The organism is Vibrio sp. 10N.261.51.F12 (assembly GCF_041471725.1).
GTDB lineage: Bacteria > Pseudomonadota > Gammaproteobacteria > Enterobacterales > Vibrionaceae > Vibrio.
This window is the reverse complement of sequence record NZ_JBFROV010000047.1, coordinates 1-23,076: the sequence shown is the minus strand read 5'-3', so window position 1 is coordinate 23,076 and position 23,076 is coordinate 1. Positions and strand designations below refer to the sequence as shown.

21 protein-coding genes are annotated in these 23,076 nt (G+C 43.9%); 10 read left to right on the top strand and 11 right to left on the bottom strand.

The genetic code is table 11. The annotated features are described in order from the left end of the window. The first annotated feature begins 294 nt into the window (after positions 1–294). Entirely contained in the window at positions 295–1,014 is a 720-nt protein-coding gene (locus tag AB4405_RS22215) for an SDR family oxidoreductase (protein ID WP_372062873.1), read from the top strand. Positions 1,015–1,103: 89 nt separating this feature from the next. Here AB4405_RS22215 and AB4405_RS22210 read toward each other — a convergent pair whose 3' ends face one another. After that, entirely contained in the window at positions 1,104–1,760 is a 657-nt protein-coding gene (locus tag AB4405_RS22210; RefSeq protein ID WP_372062867.1) for a cupin domain-containing protein, read from the bottom strand. A gap of 306 nt (positions 1,761–2,066) precedes the next feature. Between AB4405_RS22210 and AB4405_RS22205 the strand changes: the two genes are divergently transcribed. After that, on the top strand, positions 2,067–2,795 hold the full coding sequence (locus AB4405_RS22205; protein ID WP_372062866.1) for a sulfite exporter TauE/SafE family protein: 729 nt from the start codon (positions 2,067–2,069) through the stop codon (positions 2,793–2,795). 114 nt (positions 2,796–2,909) lie between these two features. Here AB4405_RS22205 and AB4405_RS22200 read toward each other — a convergent pair whose 3' ends face one another. Next, the gene (locus AB4405_RS22200; RefSeq protein WP_372062865.1) at positions 2,910–3,065 is read right to left on the bottom strand and encodes a hypothetical protein; all 156 of its coding nucleotides are present in this window, start codon (positions 3,063–3,065) and stop codon (positions 2,910–2,912) included. 290 nt (positions 3,066–3,355) lie between these two features. Between AB4405_RS22200 and AB4405_RS22195 the strand changes: the two genes are divergently transcribed. Beyond that, positions 3,356–4,453, top strand: a complete 1,098-nt coding sequence (locus AB4405_RS22195) for a DUF3541 domain-containing protein (protein ID WP_372062864.1) — start codon at positions 3,356–3,358, stop codon at positions 4,451–4,453. 106 nt (positions 4,454–4,559) lie between these two features. Here the strand turns inward: AB4405_RS22195 and AB4405_RS22190 are convergent, their stop codons facing one another. From AB4405_RS22190 to AB4405_RS22175, 4 genes are all read right to left on the bottom strand, one after another. After that, the gene (locus AB4405_RS22190) at positions 4,560–5,654 is read right to left on the bottom strand and encodes an ABC transporter ATP-binding protein (protein WP_372062863.1); all 1,095 of its coding nucleotides are present in this window, start codon (positions 5,652–5,654) and stop codon (positions 4,560–4,562) included. Positions 5,655–5,686: 32 nt separating this feature from the next. Then, positions 5,687–6,883 (bottom strand): carbohydrate ABC transporter permease, encoded by a 1,197-nt coding sequence (locus AB4405_RS22185; RefSeq protein WP_372062862.1) that lies wholly within the window; start codon positions 6,881–6,883, stop codon positions 5,687–5,689. Further along, positions 6,884–7,894, bottom strand: coding sequence for a carbohydrate ABC transporter permease (locus tag AB4405_RS22180; RefSeq protein ID WP_372062861.1), 1,011 nt, complete (start codon positions 7,892–7,894; stop codon positions 6,884–6,886). A 122-nt stretch (positions 7,895–8,016) separates the two neighbouring features. Further along, positions 8,017–9,369 carry an ABC transporter substrate-binding protein gene (locus AB4405_RS22175; RefSeq protein ID WP_372062860.1) on the bottom strand — a complete coding sequence of 451 codons (1,353 nt, stop codon included), beginning with the start codon at positions 9,367–9,369 and terminating at the stop codon, positions 8,017–8,019. 368 nt (positions 9,370–9,737) lie between these two features. Here AB4405_RS22175 and AB4405_RS22170 point away from each other — a divergent pair, with 368 nt between their 5' ends. The 6 genes from AB4405_RS22170 (at position 9,738) to AB4405_RS22145 (ending at position 18,112) form a co-directional block, all read left to right on the top strand. Beyond that, a complete protein-coding gene (locus tag AB4405_RS22170) occupies positions 9,738–10,769 on the top strand; it encodes a LacI family DNA-binding transcriptional regulator (RefSeq protein WP_372062859.1) in 1,032 nt (343 codons plus the stop codon). A gap of 35 nt (positions 10,770–10,804) precedes the next feature. Continuing rightward, on the top strand, positions 10,805–12,496 hold the full coding sequence (locus tag AB4405_RS22165) for an alpha-glucosidase (protein WP_372062872.1): 1,692 nt from the start codon (positions 10,805–10,807) through the stop codon (positions 12,494–12,496). A gap of 101 nt (positions 12,497–12,597) precedes the next feature. Beyond that, complete coding sequence (locus AB4405_RS22160; RefSeq protein WP_102469510.1) at positions 12,598–12,906, top strand: putative quinol monooxygenase; 309 nt, start codon at positions 12,598–12,600, stop codon at positions 12,904–12,906. A gap of 335 nt (positions 12,907–13,241) precedes the next feature. Continuing rightward, positions 13,242–15,239: a TonB-dependent receptor domain-containing protein gene (locus AB4405_RS22155; RefSeq protein ID WP_372062858.1), complete on the top strand. Its 1,998-nt coding sequence runs from the start codon at positions 13,242–13,244 to the stop codon at positions 15,237–15,239. Between the two features lie 275 nt (positions 15,240–15,514). Beyond that, positions 15,515–16,708, top strand: a complete 1,194-nt coding sequence (locus AB4405_RS22150) for an acetyl-CoA C-acyltransferase family protein (RefSeq protein WP_372062857.1) — start codon at positions 15,515–15,517, stop codon at positions 16,706–16,708. Positions 16,709–17,230: 522 nt separating this feature from the next. Next, complete coding sequence (locus AB4405_RS22145) at positions 17,231–18,112, top strand: NAD(P)-dependent oxidoreductase (RefSeq protein ID WP_102469513.1); 882 nt, start codon at positions 17,231–17,233, stop codon at positions 18,110–18,112. A gap of 241 nt (positions 18,113–18,353) precedes the next feature. Here AB4405_RS22145 and AB4405_RS22140 read toward each other — a convergent pair whose 3' ends face one another. Further along, positions 18,354–18,749 carry a PaaI family thioesterase gene (locus AB4405_RS22140; RefSeq protein WP_372062856.1) on the bottom strand — a complete coding sequence of 132 codons (396 nt, stop codon included), beginning with the start codon at positions 18,747–18,749 and terminating at the stop codon, positions 18,354–18,356. Positions 18,750–18,776: 27 nt separating this feature from the next. Between AB4405_RS22140 and AB4405_RS22135 the strand changes: the two genes are divergently transcribed. Next, a complete protein-coding gene (locus AB4405_RS22135; RefSeq protein WP_372062855.1) occupies positions 18,777–19,064 on the top strand; it encodes a DUF134 domain-containing protein in 288 nt (95 codons plus the stop codon). A 53-nt stretch (positions 19,065–19,117) separates the two neighbouring features. Here the strand turns inward: AB4405_RS22135 and AB4405_RS22130 are convergent, their stop codons facing one another. The 4 genes from AB4405_RS22130 to AB4405_RS22115 form a co-directional block, all read right to left on the bottom strand. Next, the gene (locus tag AB4405_RS22130) at positions 19,118–19,588 is read right to left on the bottom strand and encodes a NifB/NifX family molybdenum-iron cluster-binding protein (protein ID WP_372062854.1); all 471 of its coding nucleotides are present in this window, start codon (positions 19,586–19,588) and stop codon (positions 19,118–19,120) included. A 272-nt stretch (positions 19,589–19,860) separates the two neighbouring features. Beyond that, positions 19,861–20,259, bottom strand: coding sequence for a MaoC family dehydratase (locus AB4405_RS22125; protein WP_372062853.1), 399 nt, complete (start codon positions 20,257–20,259; stop codon positions 19,861–19,863). Next, positions 20,249–22,024 (bottom strand): class I poly(R)-hydroxyalkanoic acid synthase, encoded by a 1,776-nt coding sequence (phaC, locus tag AB4405_RS22120; protein ID WP_372062852.1) that lies wholly within the window; start codon positions 22,022–22,024, stop codon positions 20,249–20,251. Before phaC ends, AB4405_RS22125 begins: the two co-directional genes overlap by 11 nt. 99 nt (positions 22,025–22,123) lie before the next feature. Next, entirely contained in the window at positions 22,124–22,474 is a 351-nt protein-coding gene (locus AB4405_RS22115) for a phasin family protein (protein ID WP_102469519.1), read from the bottom strand. Positions 22,475–23,076: the final 602 nt, after the last annotated feature.

Below are 23,076 nucleotides of genomic sequence, written 5' to 3'. Positions count from 1 at the left end.
TAATTCAAACGCTTGAACCATTAGCGTCAAACACATCGCCATGAACGTGGCAACGAACCTAAATAACATCTGTTTTCCTTAATTTTTGTAGTTCGCGATTTTATACCGACTGAGAGCACAATCCAAGATACCGATCACCCTATGAGTATAGGAAACTCAGCAAAAATTATATTGTTGCTGTACAACAACACAGAATAGTTAAAACCACTATATATCAACAATAAATTCTCACCTACACTGTATCTGTCGTCAACAAAGAGGGGCTCACCTCTTAACTCAATATAAGGCTATATGATGAAAAAACTCGTGGTTATTACAGGTGCAAGTTCTGGTATTGGTGAAGCTATAGCGCGTCGTTTAAGTGATGCTGGGCACCCTCTTTTATTGCTTGCTCGTCGTGTTGAAAAACTAGAAGCATTACAGCTACCAAACACACTTTGTGAAAAAGTTGATGTCACAGATAAGGCAACGTTTGAAGCAGCAATTGAAAAAGCTGAGGCTCAATTTGGCCCCGCCGATGGTTTAGTTAATAACGCCGGTATGATGCTGCTAGGCCAAGTCGATACTCAAGATGCATCAGAATGGAAAACGATGTTTGATGTTAATGTCATTGGCTTACTAAATGGTATGCAAGCGGTGCTAGCGCCAATGAAAGCACGCAACTCAGGCACGATTATCAACATTAGCTCAATTGCAGGCCGCAAAACATTTGGCAATCATGCCGCTTATTGCGGAACTAAGTTCGCCGTTCATGCCATTTCTGAAAATGTTCGTGAAGAAGTGGCCGAATCTGACGTTCGCGTTGTAACAATTGCACCAGGCGCAGTAGAGACAGAATTGTTATCTCATACCACGTCGCAAGATATCAAAGACGGCTATGACCAATGGAAAGATGTGATGGGTGGTGTACTCGCTGCTGATGATGTAGCAAGAGCGGTTGAATTTGCTTATTCGCAACCACAGAATGTCTGCATCAGAGAGATTGTATTAGCGCCTACTCGCCAGCAGCCTTAGTTGTCAAAAATGCTAACAATAAGTCGAAGTCTTGAGCGCGCCTAAGCCGCTAACTCAAGGCTTCATTAATAAAGCGGCCACTGGTCGCTTTATTTCGTTTCAGGTAAATGGCCCGATTTAAACCAAAGGGTTGTAGGCCCACTCACATACGGTTCATGGTGACTTGCGTGAGGGTTACGTGTCCACGTGCCAGCGGGGTAATCCCCAAAGTCATCACAAAGCTTTCCTTCTAAAACAAAAATCTCTTCGCCACCAAAATGGCCATGTGAGTGGTAGTTATCAGCAGCAGACCAACGAATTAACGCGACTTGTTCATAGCCATGCTGATGCAGCGGCATGATTTCAAGCTTACCCACACTTTTTTGCCATTCTTGCTGCTTTGTATCAACACGCACATATTTTGTATCGTCCGGTGAAAATTGATTGAGCTTCACCAAAATAACGCAGCCTTGCTGACTAAACGGTGAGTGACAGCTGCCCGGTGGATTTCGAAGATACGTCCCCGCTGGGTAGTCACCATCCTCATCCGAAAATACCCCTTGTAATACCAAAATCTCTTCACCTAATGGGTGACAATGCTCAGAAAAGCGAGCACCCGGTAAATATTCTACGATGCTAGTCACATGCCCGGACTCTGCTGATTCTCTTTCTAATGGCTTTCGGCGAACCCCTATAGAAGGAGACTCAAACCACTGTTGCGATTGTGTGTCGATAACGACGCGTTTTGAAAATTCCATATTCAACATTTCGACGACTTTCCCTTGTTGATGTTGCTATGGCCCATGGTGCGTTTCTTTGTTCTGAAAAGCAGCGATAGGCTCTCTTGATTTTATTTATAAAACTATAACAAAAATTTCATAGCACGTTCACACAAAGCTCGTATATAGAATTAAATCAATAGGCGGCCATTATCTTTGTGTGTATGACAATCAATTGAGCGGCTTGAACACGGCAATTGGGAAAACGACGCTTCAAACACAGCATAATTAGTGAGCTCACGCGTAATATCCGATACAATTTGAGCCACTTTATATTCTCTCTTAAGGCATCTCATGCTTAATGACTGGTTCAGTCAGCCTGCGCTTATTGCCATGTTGTTGATCTTTATTGGATCTTTTGTACAAACCGCCATCGGTTTTGGTTTGGCTATTGTTGCTGCTCCATTGCTTTTTCAAGTCTCTGCCGATTATGTCCCTGCCCCTATTTGTTTGGTCGCACTGTTTATTTCCATACTCAATGCAGCCAAACACCGTAGCAGTATTGCATTAGGTGGACTTAAAATGGCATTGATAGGACGGGTCCCTGGCTCTATCGCAGGGGCAGCGTTACTGGTTTACGTTTCAACTCAAGTGCTGTCTTTGTGGCTGGGCTTTTTAGTCGTATTTGCCGTCATCGTGAGTTTACTGCCTTTTAGAATCGAACCCACACCAACAAAAATGGGTGTGGCAGGATTCTTTTCTGGCTTTTTTGGTACCAGTTCTGGTATTGGCGGCCCACCAATGGCGCTGTTACTTCAACACCAAGAAGCGAACCAACTTCGGGGGAATCTTTCTGCGTTCTTTGTGTTTAGTTCTATTATCTCGTTGTTGGTACAAGCCCCAATTGGTTTTTTAACCGTGCATCACTTATATATTACGGTGCCTCTTATTCCAGCGGCGTGGCTTGGTTATAAACTAGCGTTGCTGACAACTCATTCATTGCCAAAAGAAAAAATAAGAATGGGTGCATTATTTTTATGTTCACTGAGCGGTCTAACCGCCATTTGGCAAGGTCTGTCGTAATTATAATTAAACGAACGAAGGTAGTAGTGAAAACAATAATGGAGCAAGTCATTGCTCCATTATTTAATTTTGACGCTATCACATTATCAATCAGTCATCACAAGCCCGTGCATACTATAGCTTAGTCATATTTTTTGGGCATGTTGGAAGATGTGTTGTCACAACGGCACCTGTATCCATCAAGCAGATAGTTCCAGGCTCTCCTCCTTCTTCAGCCATACTATTAAAAGACATGAACAAAAATCCAAATACAATCAACATCGTCTTCATACTTCACTTCCTTTTCTTTATTGTTATATAGGCCATTGTTTTTCACCTATATACAAAGCTTAGGCAGTAGCCGACCTAATTCAAATAATCTTAAGACAATAAATAGTTTCCGGGATTAATGTCACTAATTTGCTTTAAAAACATTAACTTAAATAACCAAAACAAATAAATAATAGATATTCATAAGTCACATTTATATTAAAAATGATTGTTATTTTACCCTGGCATAACATTTTAATATAAATCACACCATACAATGCTAGCCTGAATGAATAATAGGACGGCTTAACATGCGATTAAAACTTGGTGTCTTGGGTATTATTGCAAGCGTCTGTTTAGTGACAGGCGCTACCGCCGTTCATTTCGACTCTCTGAGCTCTCCTAAATCATTCAATACCTACGCCGACATCATTAAACGTACCTATGAATCACAGCTTTATACGCTTTCAGTATACAAACAAGGCCATTACGGTCTACGAATGTATCGTCAAACTCAAGACCCTAAATACGCGACTGTCGTCCAAAACGATATGACTAATGTCGTCAGTCGCCTCAATGCTTTATCTGCTGAAATCAACACTAACAAAGCGATTAGGGCCTATTCAACCGAACGTTTAAATGATTATAAAAAATCCAAAGACGAGCGTAGCCAGCGACGCTATAGCGCGACGAAGTCCGATCCTGACTATTTCTATATGGGGTTGGATTTACTACGTTATATGGCGAGGTTAAACGAATATGGTTTACAGCATCAAGATGACAAAAAGCTGCGAGCACTGCTACGTCGTTATGATTTTAAATCAGCGTTAACCGATCCAACAATGATCAAAGCGTGGGCAGCTCAACTCGCCAATCAAGCCTATTGGCTGAAACAAATTGGCGAGAAAGATTTCACCAAAGAGTTTATACAAGCCTTTCAAGAGACCTACCCGAAAGGGGAAGACTATCGACTCAATGAACAGCAATTCAACAACAAACTTTATGGCATGACCCACATTATCCTAGCCGACTCGCAATACTACCAGCGTACCGTCAGCGAGGCTGAGCATCAATGGATATTCGACTATTTTAGAAAGAACATCGACGACATCATCGCTCATACTAAGGAAGATGTTATTGCGGAGGTTGGGTTGTCCTTTTTGTTAGCCGGATTAGACGATGATCCCGTGGTACAAAAAACCAGATTGGCAATCAGTAAGGCGATCCACAAAGAAAAAGGGATGATCCCATCAGCCTCTGGCGACTTTGACTTTGCGTACGGTGAACATAGAAATGTATTGGCGATTATGTTGCTGAGTTGGCAGCCTCCCCAATTAGGTCCCAATGTGGAAATAACGCCAAAAATCTTTTCAAACCTACCGTATGGCGTTGAGCATAAACCGATCTAATCAAATCGCTCCCAGCAAAGGCTGAGAGCGATTGGCTAAATATTGAAGAGGCTGATATCGATGATTACACTCAGCCCTGAGAACAATCAACGGTTGTTGAGCATCGCTAGCCGAGGTACTTGAGAGATATGCCTTCTTCTGTAAACAAATGAATTTTTTCTGGGTTAGCCGTTAAATGAATGCGCTCCCCTTTGTGGAAATCCAAAATGCCTGGAAGTTTGGCGACAACGGTTTCTTCATGATGCGCCACTTTTATATGAAGAAGTGTCACTTCACCAAGTGACTCAACAAACAACACCTCACCCGATATTAATGCCTCATGTTCAGCAGCAACAAGAAAGTCCTCAGGTCGAATGCCCATGCTTAGCGTTGCATCGTTTAACGTTTCTGATGACGCGACCGGTAGCTCAATGTCTACACCGTTTTCCACTCGTATCCGTGACTGCTCACCCGTTTTAAGCATTGATGCAGGACTGATGTTCATCGAAGGCGAGCCAATAAACTGCGCGACAAAAACATTTGCAGGATTAGTATACAGCTCCAACGGTGTACCCACTTGTTCTATTTCCCCGGCAGACAAGACCACAATACGATCGGCCAAGGTCATGGCTTCAACCTGGTCATGCGTCACGTAGATCATGGTTGTCTCGGTCATTGCCTCTTTTAGATTGGCAATTTCTATTCGAGTTTGTACTCGCAATGCTGCATCTAAGTTAGATAGCGGCTCGTCGAATAAAAACACCTTCGGTTGACGCACAATCGCCCGTCCAATCGCCACTCGTTGACGTTGGCCTCCTGATAACGCCTTGGGTAAACGCCCTAAATAGGGTTCAAGCTGGAGCATACGAGCGGCTTCCATGACGCGCTCATCAATTGCTTCTTTTGACTCTTTGGCAATGCGCATGGCAAAAGCCATGTTGTCATACACCGTCATATGTGGATACAGCGCGTACGTTTGAAATACCATCGCAATACCGCGCATAGCCGCAGGGAGTTCATTCACTCGTGCGTCTTCAATGAATAACTCACCAGCTGTGATCTCTTCAAGGCCCGCGATCATACGAAGCAATGTTGATTTACCACAACCCGATGGGCCAACAAACACAATGAATTCACCTTGATCGATCTCAAGATCAATCCCATGAAGTACCTGTGTTTCACCGTATGATTTTTGTATGTTTTTTAAAGATAATCCAGTCATCTAATTATTCTCATCGTTGAATCAAGTACTGCTTATTTAACAGAACCAGAAAGAAGTCCGCGTACCAAATAACGCTGCAAAGTAAAGAACACGCCTAAAGGAACCGCAATAGAAACAAAAGCCGACGCGGTCAAAATTTCCCAATTACCCCCACGAGAACCCAATAGTTCACGTAACCGTGCGGTTAACACCATATGCTCTTCGCCTGTTCCTAGAAAGACCGTGGCAACCAACAGGTCGTTCCAAACCCATAAGAATTGGAAAATAGCAAACGAAGCCAACGCTGGAAATGAGAGCGGCAAGACAATACGCATGAATATTTCGAAGTCTGTTGCCCCATCAACCCGAGCCGACTCAATAATTTCCCTCGGTAAACTAGAGATGTAATTACGCAATAGATAAATCGCTAATGGCAGCCCGAAGCCGGTATGCGCCAGCCATATCCCGAGATAGGTTTTGGCCCCGACACCAAAGAACGCGCCAACATCGTTATACAGACGCAAAAGCGGTATCAACGACATTTGCAGGGGGACGACTAACAAACCCACAACCAACGCAATGAGCAGGTTTCGACCCGGCATCTTCATCCAAGACAAGGCATACGCCGCATACGCCGCAATCAATATCGGAATGATGGTCGCAGGAATGGTCACCGTCAGAGAATTAATAAACGAACGACCAATCCCTTCCGCTGTGAGTACCTCTCGATAGTTATCCAACCCAAATTTAGGCGGCACTACCGCTGTGTAAAATACTCGCTTACCACGTTTACCTTTAAATGGCTCTAAAGCCGTCATTTTGTAATGACCATCTTTTGTCACGGTTAGCGTACCGCCATTTTTCATCTCAGCGATATCGCCCGGCATATAAGCCGTCGGCGCACGTGAAGAAAAACCAAATGCTTGAATAACGGTTTCTTTACCTTCGATCAATATTTGTCCGGTCAAGACATACGCTTCCCCTTCTTGGATTTGCGTATCGGGCGCGCCCGTTCTATCGACAAGGTTTTGTTCTGAGTTGGTTAATGACGTCCACCAGCCTGTCAGTGCAAGCTGATCTTTATCTCGAAATGATGAGATGAAAAGCCCCGCCGTAGGGAGTGTCCATAAGATCACGATCAAAAGGACCGACAAATGCACCAATATCGTTAATGGTGAACGGCGAAGTTTACTCAAACTAAATTTTGCTTTGCTGCTATCAGAAGGCGAAGCGACCACTTTCTCACTCATCTACCTTCCCTCCATTTGTGAATGCGCTTGACGCATGTTCCATACCATCACTGGGATTACCGCGACCATGATAATCACGGCAATGGCCGCGCCACGTCCAAAATCACCACCGCCTCTGAACATCCAATCAAACATCATATTGGCGAGAACCTGTGTACTCCATTGACCGTTCGTCATGGCGAGAACAATATCGAAGACCTTTAGTACCAAGATCGTGATTGTGGTCCACACTACTGCAATAGTGCCCCAAATTTGAGGTATTAAAATCTTAAAGAATATTTGAACACCATTTGCACCATCCAGCACCGCCGCTTCTACCGTTTCTTCTGGGATCCCACGCAACGCAGCCGACAATATCACCATCGCAAAACCTGTTTGTATCCAAACAAGGATGACCATGAGGAAAAAGTTGTTCCAAAAAGGCATGGTGACCCAGGCTTCCGCCGTTCCACCGAAAAACTCTACCACAGCATTCAAGATACCGATTTGGTCGGAGCCCGGTGCACGGTAGTCATAAACAAACTTCCAGATAATGGACGCACCAATGAATGAGATGGCCATTGGCATAAAGACTAAACTTTTAGCGATGTTGCCCCAACTTACTTTATCTGTCAGAGCCGCAATCACTAGCCCAAAAAATGTTGAGGCGGCTGGCACTACCAACAACCATAATATATTGTTGAATAAAGACTCTCTAAACTCGCCATCGTTAAACAACCAAACATAGTTGCTCATTCCAACAAATTTATCGCCATTACGGTCATGCAACGACAAAAAGACAGACTCAAACACCGGGTAAACCAGGTATAAGCCGAGAAAGGCCAATGCGGGTCCCAAAAACAACCACGGACGTACCGATGCAGCACGACGTAAGTTCTGGGCCATTTTCTGGTTGGAGACATGCCTAGTGGGAAAGATAATACCCAATAGCCAATTACTGCCGACAAAATAGAGAACGCAGGTCGCGACGCCAAGTGCCATGATAAATAAAGAGGAATAAAGTTGTTCCATTACTGCCTCGCTTGCGAAAAGAGCGCCACGACAAAAAATCACAATACAAAACTGGCGAACGGTTCACGGTGAAACGTTCGCCAGTGGTGATGTGCTTACTTTAACTGTTTGAATCGATGCATCTATTTAAGTGCATCCCACGTTTTTTGGATGTCATCAGCGACTTCTTGTGCTGGCTTGCCACCACTGTAGTCCACCATACCCGTCCAAAATGCACCCGCGCCTACTTTTCCTGGCATCAAATCTGAGCCATCAAAGCGGAATGTCGTTGCATCAAGCAGGATTTGCCCTTGTTTCTTCAACGTGTCATTGCCATAAGTTTCTACATTTGCACCTTTATGCGGTGTTAAGAAACCAGACTGAGCCATCCATACCTCATGAGCCAGTGGGGATTGCAAGTATTCCATGAAAGCGCGAGAGGCTTTGGAGTCTTTTGTAATACTCCATAGCGTACCGGCGCCCAGTACAGGTTTACCCAGATCCTTAGATTCATAAGAAGGGAAATAGAAGAAGTCCGCATCTTCACCGAGCTCTGTACCTTCCGGGAAGAAGCTTGGAATGAATGACGCTTGACGATGCATGTAACACTTCGCCGGAGACGTAAACAAACCTTTTGGTGAATCTCGGAAATCTGTCGCCGCTACCGCACGTGCGCCGCCATCGACAAACGCATCATTACGAGTAAACCAGCCATATTCTTCAATGGCTTCCACGACTTTTTTATCATTAAATTTGAGTTCATTTGTGGTCCACTTGTCGTAATCAGCTGGGGATTGAGTTCGAAGCATCATGTCTTCTACCCAGTCCGTTGCAGGCCAACCAGTCGCACCGCCAGAGCCTATGCCTACACACCACGGTGTTTCGCCGTCTTTAACAATTTGCTCAGTTAACGCCTTTAGCTCTTCCATCGATTCAGGAACTTCATAACCCGCATCTTCAAAATTTTCTGGCACGTACCAAACCAAGGACTTCAAATCCACTTTATAAAAGAAACCAAACAATTGCTCGTTGCCTTTCTCATCGGCAAACGTTCCTAGGTCAACCCAAGAGGAGCCCGCTGCATAGTTCTCTTTAATCCAATCACCTGTTTTAGGCTCCAGTGGCGAAAGGAACCCTTTTGAAGCAAGATCCGCCGCTAAACCTGGTTGCGGAAAAATGGCAATATTAGGGGCACTACCTGCCTGAACATCGATCGCAATTTGTTGCTCAAATGAATCCGATCCCGAGTACTTCACTTCAGCGCCTGTCGCTTCTTCGAAGTAGGCAATCACGCTTTCAACCAGTTCTTTATCTTCGGTTAACCACGGACCGAAAATAGTCACCGTTTCGCCCTTAAGATCCATGGACTTAAGTTCTTCATAGTTTTGCCACGAGAAGCGGTCATCATCACCTGGGGTAAATTTGAGGTCAGCAGCAAATGCAGAGGAAGCAGAGATCGCCACAGCGATAGCTCCAGCAAGTAGAGAGGTTTTCATCAGTAAGACTCCATGTATTAGATACTTTGATTATTTAGTCGATTCTTTGACTATTTTTATAATGTGTCACTTACGTCTTAGACCTGACCGTTGATTAGCACTCTTAATCGGTTAAGCCCTTATTTAATACCTTAAAACCTTATTAATACTTCAACCAGTTCTTATCCCCACCTTGTGCCTGAGATCATGTTTTATAAGACTTCACATCCCATAAAGTGATGACGATCAAAGTACTGATTATCGCCATGAAATTTCGTGTGCTTTTTATTTCTTAAACGTTTTAGACTCTAAAGCAAAGTTTGGGTAATCTAGACATTGATAAAACGACTCTTCCCAACATTTCAATACGCTCAGTAAACGTGGTGAATATGGAACGTAAAAAGCCAACTTTAAAAACAGTAGCGGCCAAGCTAGGCGTATCTACTGCGACTGTATCGAATGCTTTTAACCGCCCTAGCCAACTCTCCACAGCGCTGCGAGCCAGTATACTTGAAGCATGCGACCAGCTCGGTTACACCGGGCCGAGCATAACCGCTCGCAGCTTACGCACGGGTAAAACAGGCATCATTGGTGTATTATTGGCTGACAAATTGGCTTATAACTTTACTGACCCGGTCGCGACCACCTTCTTATCCGGTGTTTCAACAATGTTAGATGAAGCACACGTCAACATGCTGCTGCTCCCATCTGATGGCGCGAACTACCAAAATACTCAAGTAGAAACTATTCCCGACAGTTTTATCGTTTATGGAAAGCCGGTTGATATCAAAGTTATCAATGTCCTCTTGAAACAACACAAACCCATCATCACCGTCGATTTTTCGTTACCCGATATTGCCTCCGTCCATGTTGATAACCAACAAGCAAGCTATGACATCGCCAACCACGCGATTCATACTGCGGATGACAACGTACTGATATTAGGATTACGGCTAGAGCCTTCTACCTCGCTAGGGCTTGCTAATCTCGATAATCTCTTTACTCGCGATGTGTCCATTTCTCGATGTCGGTTTGAAGGTTATCAGCAAGCACTCGCGGACAACGGCATAACCTTGTCACCCGACAATGTGTGGCAAATTCATGATCTAGACGATGCCACCTTAAAAACCATGCTTCGAGGTGCCCTAACGGCCCCAAAAAAAGTCGATGTCTTACTCTGCATGAGCGATAAAATCGCCTTAGCCGCAATAGAAGTGGCCCACGAAATTGGTTTGACCTTACCTAATAATATTAGAATCGTTGGTTTTGACGGCATTCCTAGTGCAGCTAAAGCAGGTTTGACGACGGTTCAGCAGCCGATGTTTGATAAGGGCCAAGTAGCGGCAAAAATCGCATTGGGGCTACAGCCCTATGAATCAGTTCAGTTAGGAACCACCTTAATTATTCGAACCAGCAGTTAGGCTTATCTCACTTGTGAAGGAGTATGACCATGAGTATGGAACCGCGATGGTGGCACGATGCCGTTGTCTACCAAATCTATCCACGAAGCTTCAACGATTCCAACGGTGACGGCATCGGAGACATTCCCGGTATCGTAGAAAAACTCGACTATATCCAATCTCTTGGTACCAACGTGATCTGGCTTAGCCCTGTTTACCAATCCCCCATGGAAGATAACGGCTATGATATCTCTGGTTATCGAGATATCGCCCCTGAATTTGGCACCATGGCTGATATGGAAAAGCTCTTGTTTGAAGCTGACAAGCGACATATCAAAATCGTCATGGATTTAGTGGTAAATCACACCTCAGACCAACATCCATGGTTTCAAGAATCCAAAAGCAGCCTCGATAATCCCAAACGAGACTGGTACATCTGGAAGGACCCCAAAAGCGACGGCACCGAGCCAAACAACTGGGAGTCCTTTTTCGAGCCCAAGGCTTGGACATTAGATGAGGCCACGGGGCAATATTACCTGCACCTATTCAGTCATCAACAGCCCGACTTAAACTGGGCAAACCCTGATGTACGTGATGCTGTGTACGATATGATGCACTTCTGGCTTAAAAAAGGCTTAGGTGGTTTTCGGATGGATGTCATTAACATGATAGGCAAGCCCTCCGATTTCCCTGATGCCACTATATTTGATGCAGGCGTCGCAGGTTGGGAACATTGGTCAAACAACCTACTGGCTCATCAATACTTACGTGAGATGTACGATCGCGTATTACAGCACTACGATGTTTTAACCGTAGGCGAAACGCCTTTCACCTCCACGTTAGATGGCCGTTTTTACTCCCATCCCGATCGCAAAGAAATTAGTATGATCTTCCAGTTCGAGCATGTCAGCATCGATCGAGAAGAGCACAACGCGGTCAAAAAGCCTTTCGATTTAGTTCAATACAAAGAAATCATGTCGCGTTGGCAAAATGATTTGTATCAGAAAGGCTGGAACAGTGTGTATTGGAGCAATCACGATCAACCTCGTGCCGTTTCCCGTTATGGTTCAGATTGCGCTCAATATCGAGTTATCAGCGCAAAGATGCTAGCAACCGTGCTTCACTGCATGAGCGGAACGCCTTATATCTACCAAGGTGAAGAACTGGGGATGACCAATAAGCACTTCAGTTCCATTGACGAATTCAACGACCTGATGGCTAAATTTCACTATGAAAAAATGATGAAGAAGGGCGTCTCACCAGAAGATGGCCTTGCTTTTCTCAATGATTTTTCACGTGACCATGCCCGAGTCCCAATGCACTGGGACACTAGCCACAATGCCGGGTTCACCACTGGGCAACCATGGCTACCATTAAATACCAATTACGCCGATATTAACGCCGAACAAGCGGTGACGGATGAACACTCCATCTACCACCATTACCGTCAGTTAATTGAATTACGAAAAAATAGCCCCTATCGTGATGTGATTGTTTATGGTCGCTATCAATTGCTCGACCCAGATGATCATGAGGTTTACGCCTACATTCGTGAGCACAACCAGCGCGCGATTCTTGTTATTAGTAACTTTACGGCGCAGCCTAAGGTTCGTCAGTATGATTACGACCTCGAACGCACAGTGTTAGATAACGACTTATCTAACACTGCTGAGTTAATAACATTAAATTCGCTAACGTTGACGCCATATCAATCTATGATTGTCGAAATCAAAGCCATCAACTCATAACCTGTAATTTGTATTAGCAAGCCCCCCGCAGTGTGACGTGTCACCCTGCGGGGATTTACACATGGCTAGGTATACTAGTCACTCACAAAATTGGAGACGACATGACGAATACAACAGAAAAAACTCACCTAACCATTGTTGCCAACATTATTGCTAAAGCCGACAGTATAGAGCTGGTCAAGGCTGAGCTTCTTAAACTGATCGACGCAACTCGCGCAGAAGAAGGTTGTATCAACTACGACTTGCACCAAGACAACAATAACCCGGCTCACTTTGTTTTCTACGAAAATTGGCTAACAGAAGAATTACTACAAACTCATTTGGCAAGTCAGCATATCACCCAGTACAAATCGGCAACCGAAGGCGCAACGGAGTCCTTTACAATAAATAGAATGACCAAACTGGCATGAACGCATGCTGCTATGAAACCGGTGTTAATATAAGATCGACCTTATAACGTTGCACATCGTTCATTCTTCTAGACTCCAATTAGGCGTGTCTATTATTTTCCACCACGCCTATTATTTCCTACCACGCCCATCACCTAACCACTTGTTAACATTCCATCAATCACCATCACTTTAGCAACAGACATAATACAGTTACTTTTATATCAATAAGATAAATTACAAATAAACACACATTAATAATAGTGATAATAGTATTCCGATCATATAATGCCAATCGTTATCATTATCGATACTGTTTTTATTAACTATTCGCTTTATCTTAAATTGGATTTGATATGCTTCGTACAACGTATGCTCTTTCCCCAGTAGCTGTGGCCATTACCGCCCTTTGTTCTTCACCGCTTTTTGCTCAAAATGACGCTTCGATTCGTACAGATGAGCAAATGGTCGTAACGGCGACGCACACTGAAGTTTCAACGACCAAAGCACCGGCTTCAATTTCAGTCATTACTGAAGAAGACATTCTTTCGGAACCCGGCCTTGCGCTTAATGATTTCGTAAAGAACATCGCTGGTGTTGAGAGCCAAATGGACGGAGATCGAGCTGGGCGTGAAATGATCTCTATACGGGGTATGGACTCTGGTTTTACCATGATCCTTGTTAACGGCCGTAAAATGAGTTCATCGAATGCGGTGTTCCGTGGCAATGACTTTGATCTATCAGCCATTCCAAAAGAAAGCATTCAGCGTATAGAGGTCATTCGTGGCCCAATGTCTGCGTTATATGGTTCAGAAGCGTTAGGTGGTGTCATCAATGTCATTACCAAAAAACCAACCAATGAGTGGAACTCACAAATCAGCGGTGATTATGGATACCGTGATGATGATGGCGGAAGTGAGTACACCGCTGGCTTTACCACGTCTGGAGCCTTACTTGACGATCAGTTATTCATGTCTTTATCGATGAATAAATCCTCACGCGATGCCTGGAAACCATTTTCTGGTGACGCGCAGGACGAAGACGGAAATACCTATGACCGTTCATTGGCGACAGCGCTAGAACAGCGTGACACACTAACAGCCAGCGGCAGCCTATTGTGGTATATCAATAATGACCACGATCTTGCTTTTGACTTTACATACGCCGATGATCAACGAGATGGTGTTATTGAATCAACGAGTGGTTTGACCGACTCTGAAGCAAATGTAAAACGTAACACCCAAGCCTTAACGTATAACGGATCTTATGACTGGGGAGACGCATTACTTCGTTATAATAGAGATGCGATTGAAACCCAAGATAACTTTAATTCAAAAAATCCTGAACTGGGTTTTTATGACATTAACGAAATCAATCAGTCTATTGATGGACACGGAACGACAGAACTGGCTAATCATACGGTCACTTTCGGTGGAGAGCTGAGATACACCGAATTAAAAAATCCAGACAGCTTAACCGTAACCGGTGATGAAAACGTAAGCCAGCAGGCCCTTTTTGTTCAAGATCAATGGATGCTAAGTGAGAAAAATACACTCACCTACGGTACACGCGTTGATATGCATGAAAACTTCGGTACGCACTGGAGTCCCCGAGCTTACCTTGTGCATTCGGCCACCAATAACTGGACAATAAAAGGCGGCGTGGGCACGGCATTTAAAGCCCCTACGTTAACCCAATTGTCTGAGCAAAATATTATCAATAGCTGTAAAGGGGGCTGCTTGTTGGTCGGTAACCCTGACCTTCAACCAGAAACCAGTACAAACTATGAAATATCGACGAGCTATGTGGAAACATTTTGGTCTGTTGAATTTGGCCTTTTCCAAAACAATATCTCTAACTTGATTGATCGAGACCTAGATAACGCGGTCGGTACAGAACCCGATGGCCGCGATATTTATACTTACAAAAATATCGACGAAGCAGTTATTCAAGGGGCAGAACTGAGCGCTGAGTATGACTTTACGTCTTCTATTAGAATGAATGGTACTTATACGCACCTCGCCACTGAAGATAAGTCGACGGGTAACGAACTTGAAAATCGCCCAGACCATACCGCGATGGCCCGTCTCATTTGGGAGCCTATTGACGCGTTAAGTACGTTTGCTCGCGTGAACTACACCAGTCAAACCCTAATATCGGTGGATGATAATGTTTATCGTCCAGCCTATGTAACGGCTGACTTAGGACTTAACTATCTTGTGAACACTGATTGGCGCCTTAGAGCTGGTGTAAAAAATGTCACTAATGCCGGATTCGACGACCTAGCCATTACCCAGCGAGGTTATGTCATCACGCCACGAAATTGGTATGTCGGTACGACGTTAAACTTTTAAGCATTAACGCTCACGATAAACGTCAATCCTCTAGCGGTTGGCGTTTTTTTTAATCCTTTTGTTTACTGCCCATTCATCGACCTGCCCGCTCTCTTCTCCTTTGTGCTTCGACCTCTTTCCATCGTCATTCATGATACTTAGCCCCGCTTTGCTCACTACTTTCAGATAGTTAACTGTAACGCGACATGAGCAAATGTAACTAAAGTGTTAGCCTACGTTAAGCTATTGGGCACTGCCCGACCTTTATCCCCTACAAAATAATAATTGGAGTTAATATGTCGAAACGAGAAGTTGTTGTACTCAGCGGTGTTCGTACCGCAATCGCTGATTTTGGCGGAGCGTTAAAAGACATCGCACCGACAGAGCTCGCTGGTCAAGTCATTGCTGAAGCCGTAAAGCGCGCGAAAATCGAGCCAGAAGATATTGGCCACTGCGTAATCGGTAGTGTCACGCACAGCGACCGACGAGATATGTACATGAGCCGAGTCGCCGCTTTAAAAGGCGGCTTGCCAATTGAAACCCCTGCTCTCACCGTCAACCGCCTTTGCGGCTCAGGCCTCCAATCTATTGTCTCTGCCGCACAAATGATCCTACTGGGTGATTGCGATGCCGCCGTTGCTGGCGGAGCAGAGTCTATGACTCGTGTTCCTTATTGGTCACCGACCACGCGCTTTGGCTCAAAAATGGGAGACTCACAGTTAGTTGACCCTATGGTCGGCGCCCTAACCTGCCCTATCAACGACGCACACATGGGCATCACCGCAGAAAACTTAGCTGAGCAATATGATATAAGCCGAGAAGAACAAGATGCTTGCGCACTTGAAAGCCACCGACGTGCGCAGCGCGCTATAGAAGAAAATCGATTTGGCGACCAAATCCTGCCTATTGAACAACAATCACGTCGTGGCACAGTCGTGTTTGATCAAGACGAACACGTACGTTTTGATGGCACCGCTCAAGATTTTTCAACATTGCGACCCGCCTTTAAAAAAGACGGGACTGTGACGGCTGGTAACGCTTCTGGTATTAATGACGGTGCCGCGGCGTTGGTATTGATGGAAAAACAAGTCGCATTAGAGAAAGGTCTAGCGCCCATGGCGACAATGGTCGGTTATGCCATTGCAGCGGTTGATCCCGCGATTATGGGTATTGGTCCCGTCCCAGCAGTCAAACAGTTACTTGCGAAGACAGGGGTTGATGCCAATGACATTGATATTTGGGAAGCCAATGAAGCATTCGCGGCGCAAGCACTATCTGTCATAAAAGCGTTGGAGCTTGATCCTGAGAAAGTAAACCCAAACGGTTCAGGTATCAGCCTCGGTCATCCAATCGGCGCCACAGGCTCGCTCATTTCGGTTAAAGCACTGTATGAACTACAGCGCACTGGGGGACGCTACGCCATTGTGACAATGTGCATTGGCGGCGGGCAAGGTATCGCTGCTTTATTTGAACGCTACAACGGCGCTTAAGATACCTTAATATCTTGATGCATTAATATCTTAACGCTTTCGCTACCTGTATAAAGTCTTAAATCTTATCAATGACCTTAGGTACCAGACCACACCAAGGTCATTTTTTAACCACCATTCGTTCTTTTTTCCCCTCAAAATCTTCCTACCCCAAGCAATAGTAGCCCAACAAATATTCAATCTTCGGGTATGCACTTCATTCTCTCGGTGTCTTTTGGTTCAAATTAAACGAAATTTAACACTTTTGTTTTTTCATCACGTAAACCGAGTGTATCTCGCTATATCATGAAGACTTACTTACGCTGAAGGCCTTCAATATCAGGGTTTACCCACTGACCGCGATCGTTTAACGAGTCACTTTGTTCGGTGTTTTAATGTACACCTACAATGATGTTCGATGGTTTTTATGCAAATAAATGAGACATAGGGACGGTTTCCGCGTATTTGCGATTGCTAAAATTGAAACAGACGTATATTCTTAATCGCATATAAAGTCATACAATAATACGTTAGGAGTTAGACATGACAAAACCAGTCATTGGTTTCATCGGCCTTGGCCTTATGGGCGGCAACATGGTTGAAAACCTACAAAAACGTGGCTACCACGTAAACGTAATGGATCTTAGCGCTGAAGCAGTTGCTCGCGTTACAGACCGTGGCAACGCGACAGCATTCACTTCAGCTAAAGAACTCGCTGCAGCAAGTGACATTGTTCAGTTCTGCCTTACTACTTCAGCGGTTGTAGAAAAAATCGTTTACGGTGAAGACGGCGTTTTAGCTGGTATTAAAGAAGGCGCAGTTCTTGTTGACTTCGGTACTTCTATCCCTGCTTCTACTAAGAAAATCGGCGCAGCTCTAGCTGAAAAAGGCGCGGGCATGATCGACGCACCTCTAGGTCGTACTCCTGCACACGCTAAAGATGGTCTTTTGAACATCATGGCTGCTGGCGACATGGACACTTTCAACAAGGTTAAACCTGTTCTTGAAGAGCAAGGCGAAAACGTATTCCACCTAGGCACGCTAGGTTCAGGTCACGTGACTAAGCTTGTAAACAACTTCATGGGCATGACGACTGTTGCGACTATGTCTCAAGCTTTCGCTGTTGCTAAGCTTGCTGGTGTTGACGGTCAACAACTATTTGACATCATGTCAGCTGGTCCTTCTAACTCTCCGTTCATGCAGTTCTGTAAGTTCTACGCTGTAGACGGCGAAGAAAAACTAGGTTTCTCTGTTGCTAACGCAAACAAAGACCTTGGTTACTTCCTTGCACTTTGTGAAGAGCTAGGTACTGAGTCTCTAATCGCTCAAGGTACTGCTGCAAACCTACAAGCTGCTGTTGATGCTGGCCTAGGTCAAAACGACGTACCAGTTATCTTCGATTACTTTTCTAAACTAGAAAAATAATTCGAATTCAGTTCAAGTGAGACGTGTTAGTAGCACATGTTGCTAAATAACCCTCACCTTTAACTGCAAGAGCCTCTGTCTAACAGGGGCTTTTTTACGTCTGTGCCTCGCACTTTATTGCACCTTTTCCAACCCATTCAATTTATGCCGCCAAGCCTGAACCTACGCCATCAAAACTGAACGTAAAATAATACAATATAATAATACTGCAAATCAAAGTTGATTTTGGCCATCTCATTAGCTAAACAAACTTCCCCGATGCCTTTGACAACACCTTCCCATCACAAGTAATCGTACTTTGCAGATAATAAATGCCTTTCTTAGTCGTTGTCAGCACCGCTTCTAGCATCAATTTTTGACCCAGCGGCACTGGAGAAATGAATCGAACCGACAACTCAGCGGTATAAGCCACTATGTCTTGATAGAACAAGCAGTGCACCATCATACAGTCATGAAGTGTCGAAATTATCCCTCCTTGTACGATACCTTGATAGCCTTGCGTTTTATCTGTTGTTATAATTTCTGCAATGACACGCCCATCTGGTAGTGCTACAACATCAATAACACTTTCTTCTGTAAAAAATGGCTTGCTGCATATCGAGCATTGCTTATGGTTGTTAGGTATATGAGTAGACATTCCACCACCTATCACTAGAGAATAAAATTGGCACGACCTAAAAAACAACGACGGATCTGCAACCATGCCCCCTACCAATGCTTCAAACCTAATGGCATTGAACTAAGCGCATTGACCCAGATTGACCTCATGCCTGATGAGTTAGAAGCATTACGTTTAGCCGACCAGGAAGGATTGAGCCAACTAGAAGCGGCAACGAAAATGAATGTATCTCGGCAGACATTTGGAAATATTGTCAATTCAGCTCGGCATAAGGTAGCGCTATGTTTAGTGAATGGACATGCCTTGATGATGCACCATCAAAACCACGAGTAGGTACTCCCTACCCGAGTCACCGCTCAACTCGTTGGCGATCACCTGCGAGTCACTCATTTTGTATCGCTTTCAATTTTTAACACCTTCTTAAGTTTTGACATCGTTCGCGGCGCTAAGCGATTATTCAGTGTTGATAAAGGTTGATAGCAAGAAGACTGATGGCAAGATGGCGCTTTCTTAGGATGCCGATTGGAGCGCTTGCCGTAACTCACTTCCGTGACAAGAGATAACTGTTTTGGGTGTAGTGTCGTGATGCCTTGTTGGCGATTCGCGCTATAGACACCAATACCATCTTTAAAGAGAGCACTTAACATGTTCTGCCCAATGTTTCGTACAATAACAGCGTCAACGTGGTAGTGATGCAACACTGTTAACCACTTTTCTTTTTTCCCACATGAGTCTGCATCAAGGTTTAGGCTAACGATTTGATCGGTTTCTCTACAATCGTCAATAATTTTTAATGCCTTCGCTCGTGCAAAATGACTCGATAAATTACCATTGCTAATTGGTATTGCATAAATCATATTCTGTCCTTTTTCCTTAAAAGATAACGACAAAAATACGCTTATTATTGGTATATGCCAATAATAAATTTTCAAGACTGTCTAAAATACATTCATTCTAGGGTCTGTAAAGGGCGATGCTCAACATGATAATTTCACATAAAAACAAGTAGATAATAGGCTCTAGTTAAACCGCATCACCATAAAAAAAGACTAAGCCATTAGACTTAGTCTTTTCAAACAATTCGCGACCTGAACTAACAAGAGAGTTCTATTGCCTAATGGTTAGGACGTTAGTTAGGAAGCATCACGGTCGCTTCACCTTGTATTGCCACTTGGCCTTCTTCCGCAGTGACTTCTGTCGCCAAGGTAACGATCGGTTTATCTTCTCGGATATGTGTCACCTCTACACGAGCTGTGACAGTCTCTCCTACTCGGATTGGACAGGTGAACTTAAGCGTCTGTCCCAAATAAATCGCCCCCGGACCCGGAAGTTTTGATGCGAGTAGGCCTGAGACCAAACTTGCCGCTAACATACCATGCACAATCGGTACTTCAAATGGCGTCATCGCCGCAAAAGCTTCATCCAAATGCACGGGGTTATAATCTTCAGCGAGAGACGCAAAGGCTTCAACTTCGGCCTTGCCCAACGTTTTAGTAATGCTCGTGTGTTGACCGACCTCAAGCGACATTTTTGTTCTCCTCACTCTGTGCATCCGCACTATTTGCAAGCACATCTTCAATACGCTGTTTCACATACGAACCTGGAGCATCGAGTTCGCCCACTAACGTTCTTGGCTCCAACTTCTCTGAGAAATTACGCTCATCAAGCCATTCTTGCCAATGAGGCCACCACGAGCCGGTATTTTTCTTCGCTTTCTCTAACCAGGTATCCGCGTCAGTTTTCACATTTGGATTGGTCCAAAAGCCATACTTGGTTGAATTAGCATGATTCATTGGGCCGGCAATGTGGCCACTTTCCGCTAAAACGAACGTGCTCTGCCCACCCAATAATTCAGTGCCCTTGTACGTCCCTTTCCAGAGCGCAATATGATCTTCAATCGCAGAGAGGAAATAAATCGACGACTTAACTTTACTTAGGTCGATGCCCACTCCGTCAATTTGGATAGCATTTGGTTGGCTGAGCTTATTTTCTAGATAAAACTGGCGAAGCATTTGATTGTGGCACGCGGCTGGGACATTCGTGTTATCACAGTTCCAATGCAGTAGATCGAAAGCTACCGGCTTCTCACCTTTTAGGTAATTCGTTACATAGTAATTCCAGTACAAGCTATTTTCACGCAGTAAGCTGAATGATACCGCCATCTGTCTGCCATCCATGTAACCCTTCATAGAGTTTTGCGATTCAATCGCAGAGATCATGGCGTCATTGATGAAGATACCCAGTTCACCAGGTTGCTTGAAATCTAAAATCGTAGTCAGTAACGTAGCGGATTTAATGCGTTGCTTGCGTTTTTTACCCGCCATGTATGCCATGGTTGCCGTCAGTAAAGTTCCGCCGATACAATAACCTAAACCATTAACTTCTCGCTCACCTGTCACTGATTCAATCGCATCGAGAGCAGGGATGAGCCCGTCCGTAACATAGGTGCCAAAATCCGATTCGCTGTAGCTTTCATCTGGATTTATCCAGGACACCATAAAGACGGTATGACCTTGGTCAACTAACCACTTCACGAACGAGCGTTTTTCGCTCAAGTCCATAATGTAATACTTGTTCACGAAAGGTGGAACAATCATCAATGGTCGTTTATACACCTTTTCGGTTGTCGGCTGATACTGTATCAACTCGAACATGTGATTTTTAAAAACCACTTTCCCAGGTGTCGCCGCAATGTTCTCACCAAGCGTAAATGCTTCGGCATCGGTCATACGAATGTTCAACATATCGACGCTTCGCGTCATATCTTCTTGGAGTTGCTCTAGACCTTTTATCAAGTTAGAACCATTGGATTCCAGAGTTAACTTCATGATTTCCGGGTTTGTCGTCACAAAGTTACTTGGCGACATCGCATTCAAAAATTGACGAGAAAAAAACTCGAGACGCTCTTTTGTATCTGGATCAAGATCGTCAGTATCATCAATGGTTTTTTGAACGGACTCGCACACTAATTTGTAGCTTTCTTTGATATAGTGATACAGCGGATTTGAAGCCCAACTTTCATCTTTAAATCGCGGGTCCTTTTCCGGTGCATTCGGGCTACCAGCACCTAAGATACAGTCATTAAAGAGATTGATTTGTTGGTTCCACCAATTCATCTGCTGCTCTAATACCGTTGTCGGGTTATTGGTCACTGAATGCGCCAATGCACTCCAATCTTCAACTTGTGATTTAAAGATTGTCGATTGAGTCGGCTTTTGGAAGGCACCGAGCCAGCTTTCACTTGCCTGAAAGTAACTGTTTATAATGTCTTGAAAGGGTGGTTTATTGTTCATCATCTCATCCCTGTACTGTGAATGAAGTCGCGGTCATCGTTAATCAGCAATAAGCGAACTAGCAAGCTCATTGACTAACAAAAGTGACCGCCTTTAGTCTTATTTGCTTTTTGCGGTATTGATTGTAGTCGCTGAGATTTCATCAACAGCGGCTTTAAACTCATTACCGATTTCGCTAAGTTTTTGACCATCTTCAAGCAAGCGCTGGCTCACTTTAGTCATGATTTCAAGCTGTTTACTACCGTGATTAGCAAGGTCTTGCGGCTGTTTAATCGCAACGAGGCTTTGCAAGTTTTCGTTTGAAAGCTCGCTGTACGCTGTGAGTGTTTCTAGTTGCATTTTCGACAACGTTTCCATGTTTTTGGCAACCAGTGAGCCAAAGTTTGCAAATGGATTAATGACGGTTTGTAGTTGTGCGTTTACTGCTTCGAATGCTGCTTGGTTAGACATAGTATGTTCCTTTTTTAATATGGCCCGAGGCGTACCTGCGAAGCTCCAAATGACTTTATTAATGTTCATTGATCTAAAACAACGAATATTCAAACAGGCGTTTGAATATGGCCATTCTGTACAAAGCATTTTGTTTTGTCACCACAAATAATTGTCATGAAATAATGGAATAAATACATAAATCGTAAATTTCCGTTTGAAATAATAATCACCCCATCAGATAGATGCATGGCTAACAAGGGGTTGAGTATGAACTTGGTGGCATTTCATGTTTGAATATTTATATATGCAACTGATAGGGATGTTTTAAAAACACAACATTGATCACAAATTAATATGTACCACCAATTATTTTTCATAACTTATATCCATTAATCGCAACCCAATATATATAAAAACCCAATACCAAACCCATCAATACATTCGAAATACATATAACTAGGTGCTATTACATAAATTATACACATGACCGTTTCGCATAAAATACAAGCCATACAGCCTGATTATTATTCAATCGATAATTAAAAAAACAATGTATGAAAAATTAAAGATAACAATATAAGACATTGTTTATATTGGATAATTTTAATTTAATGCAAATA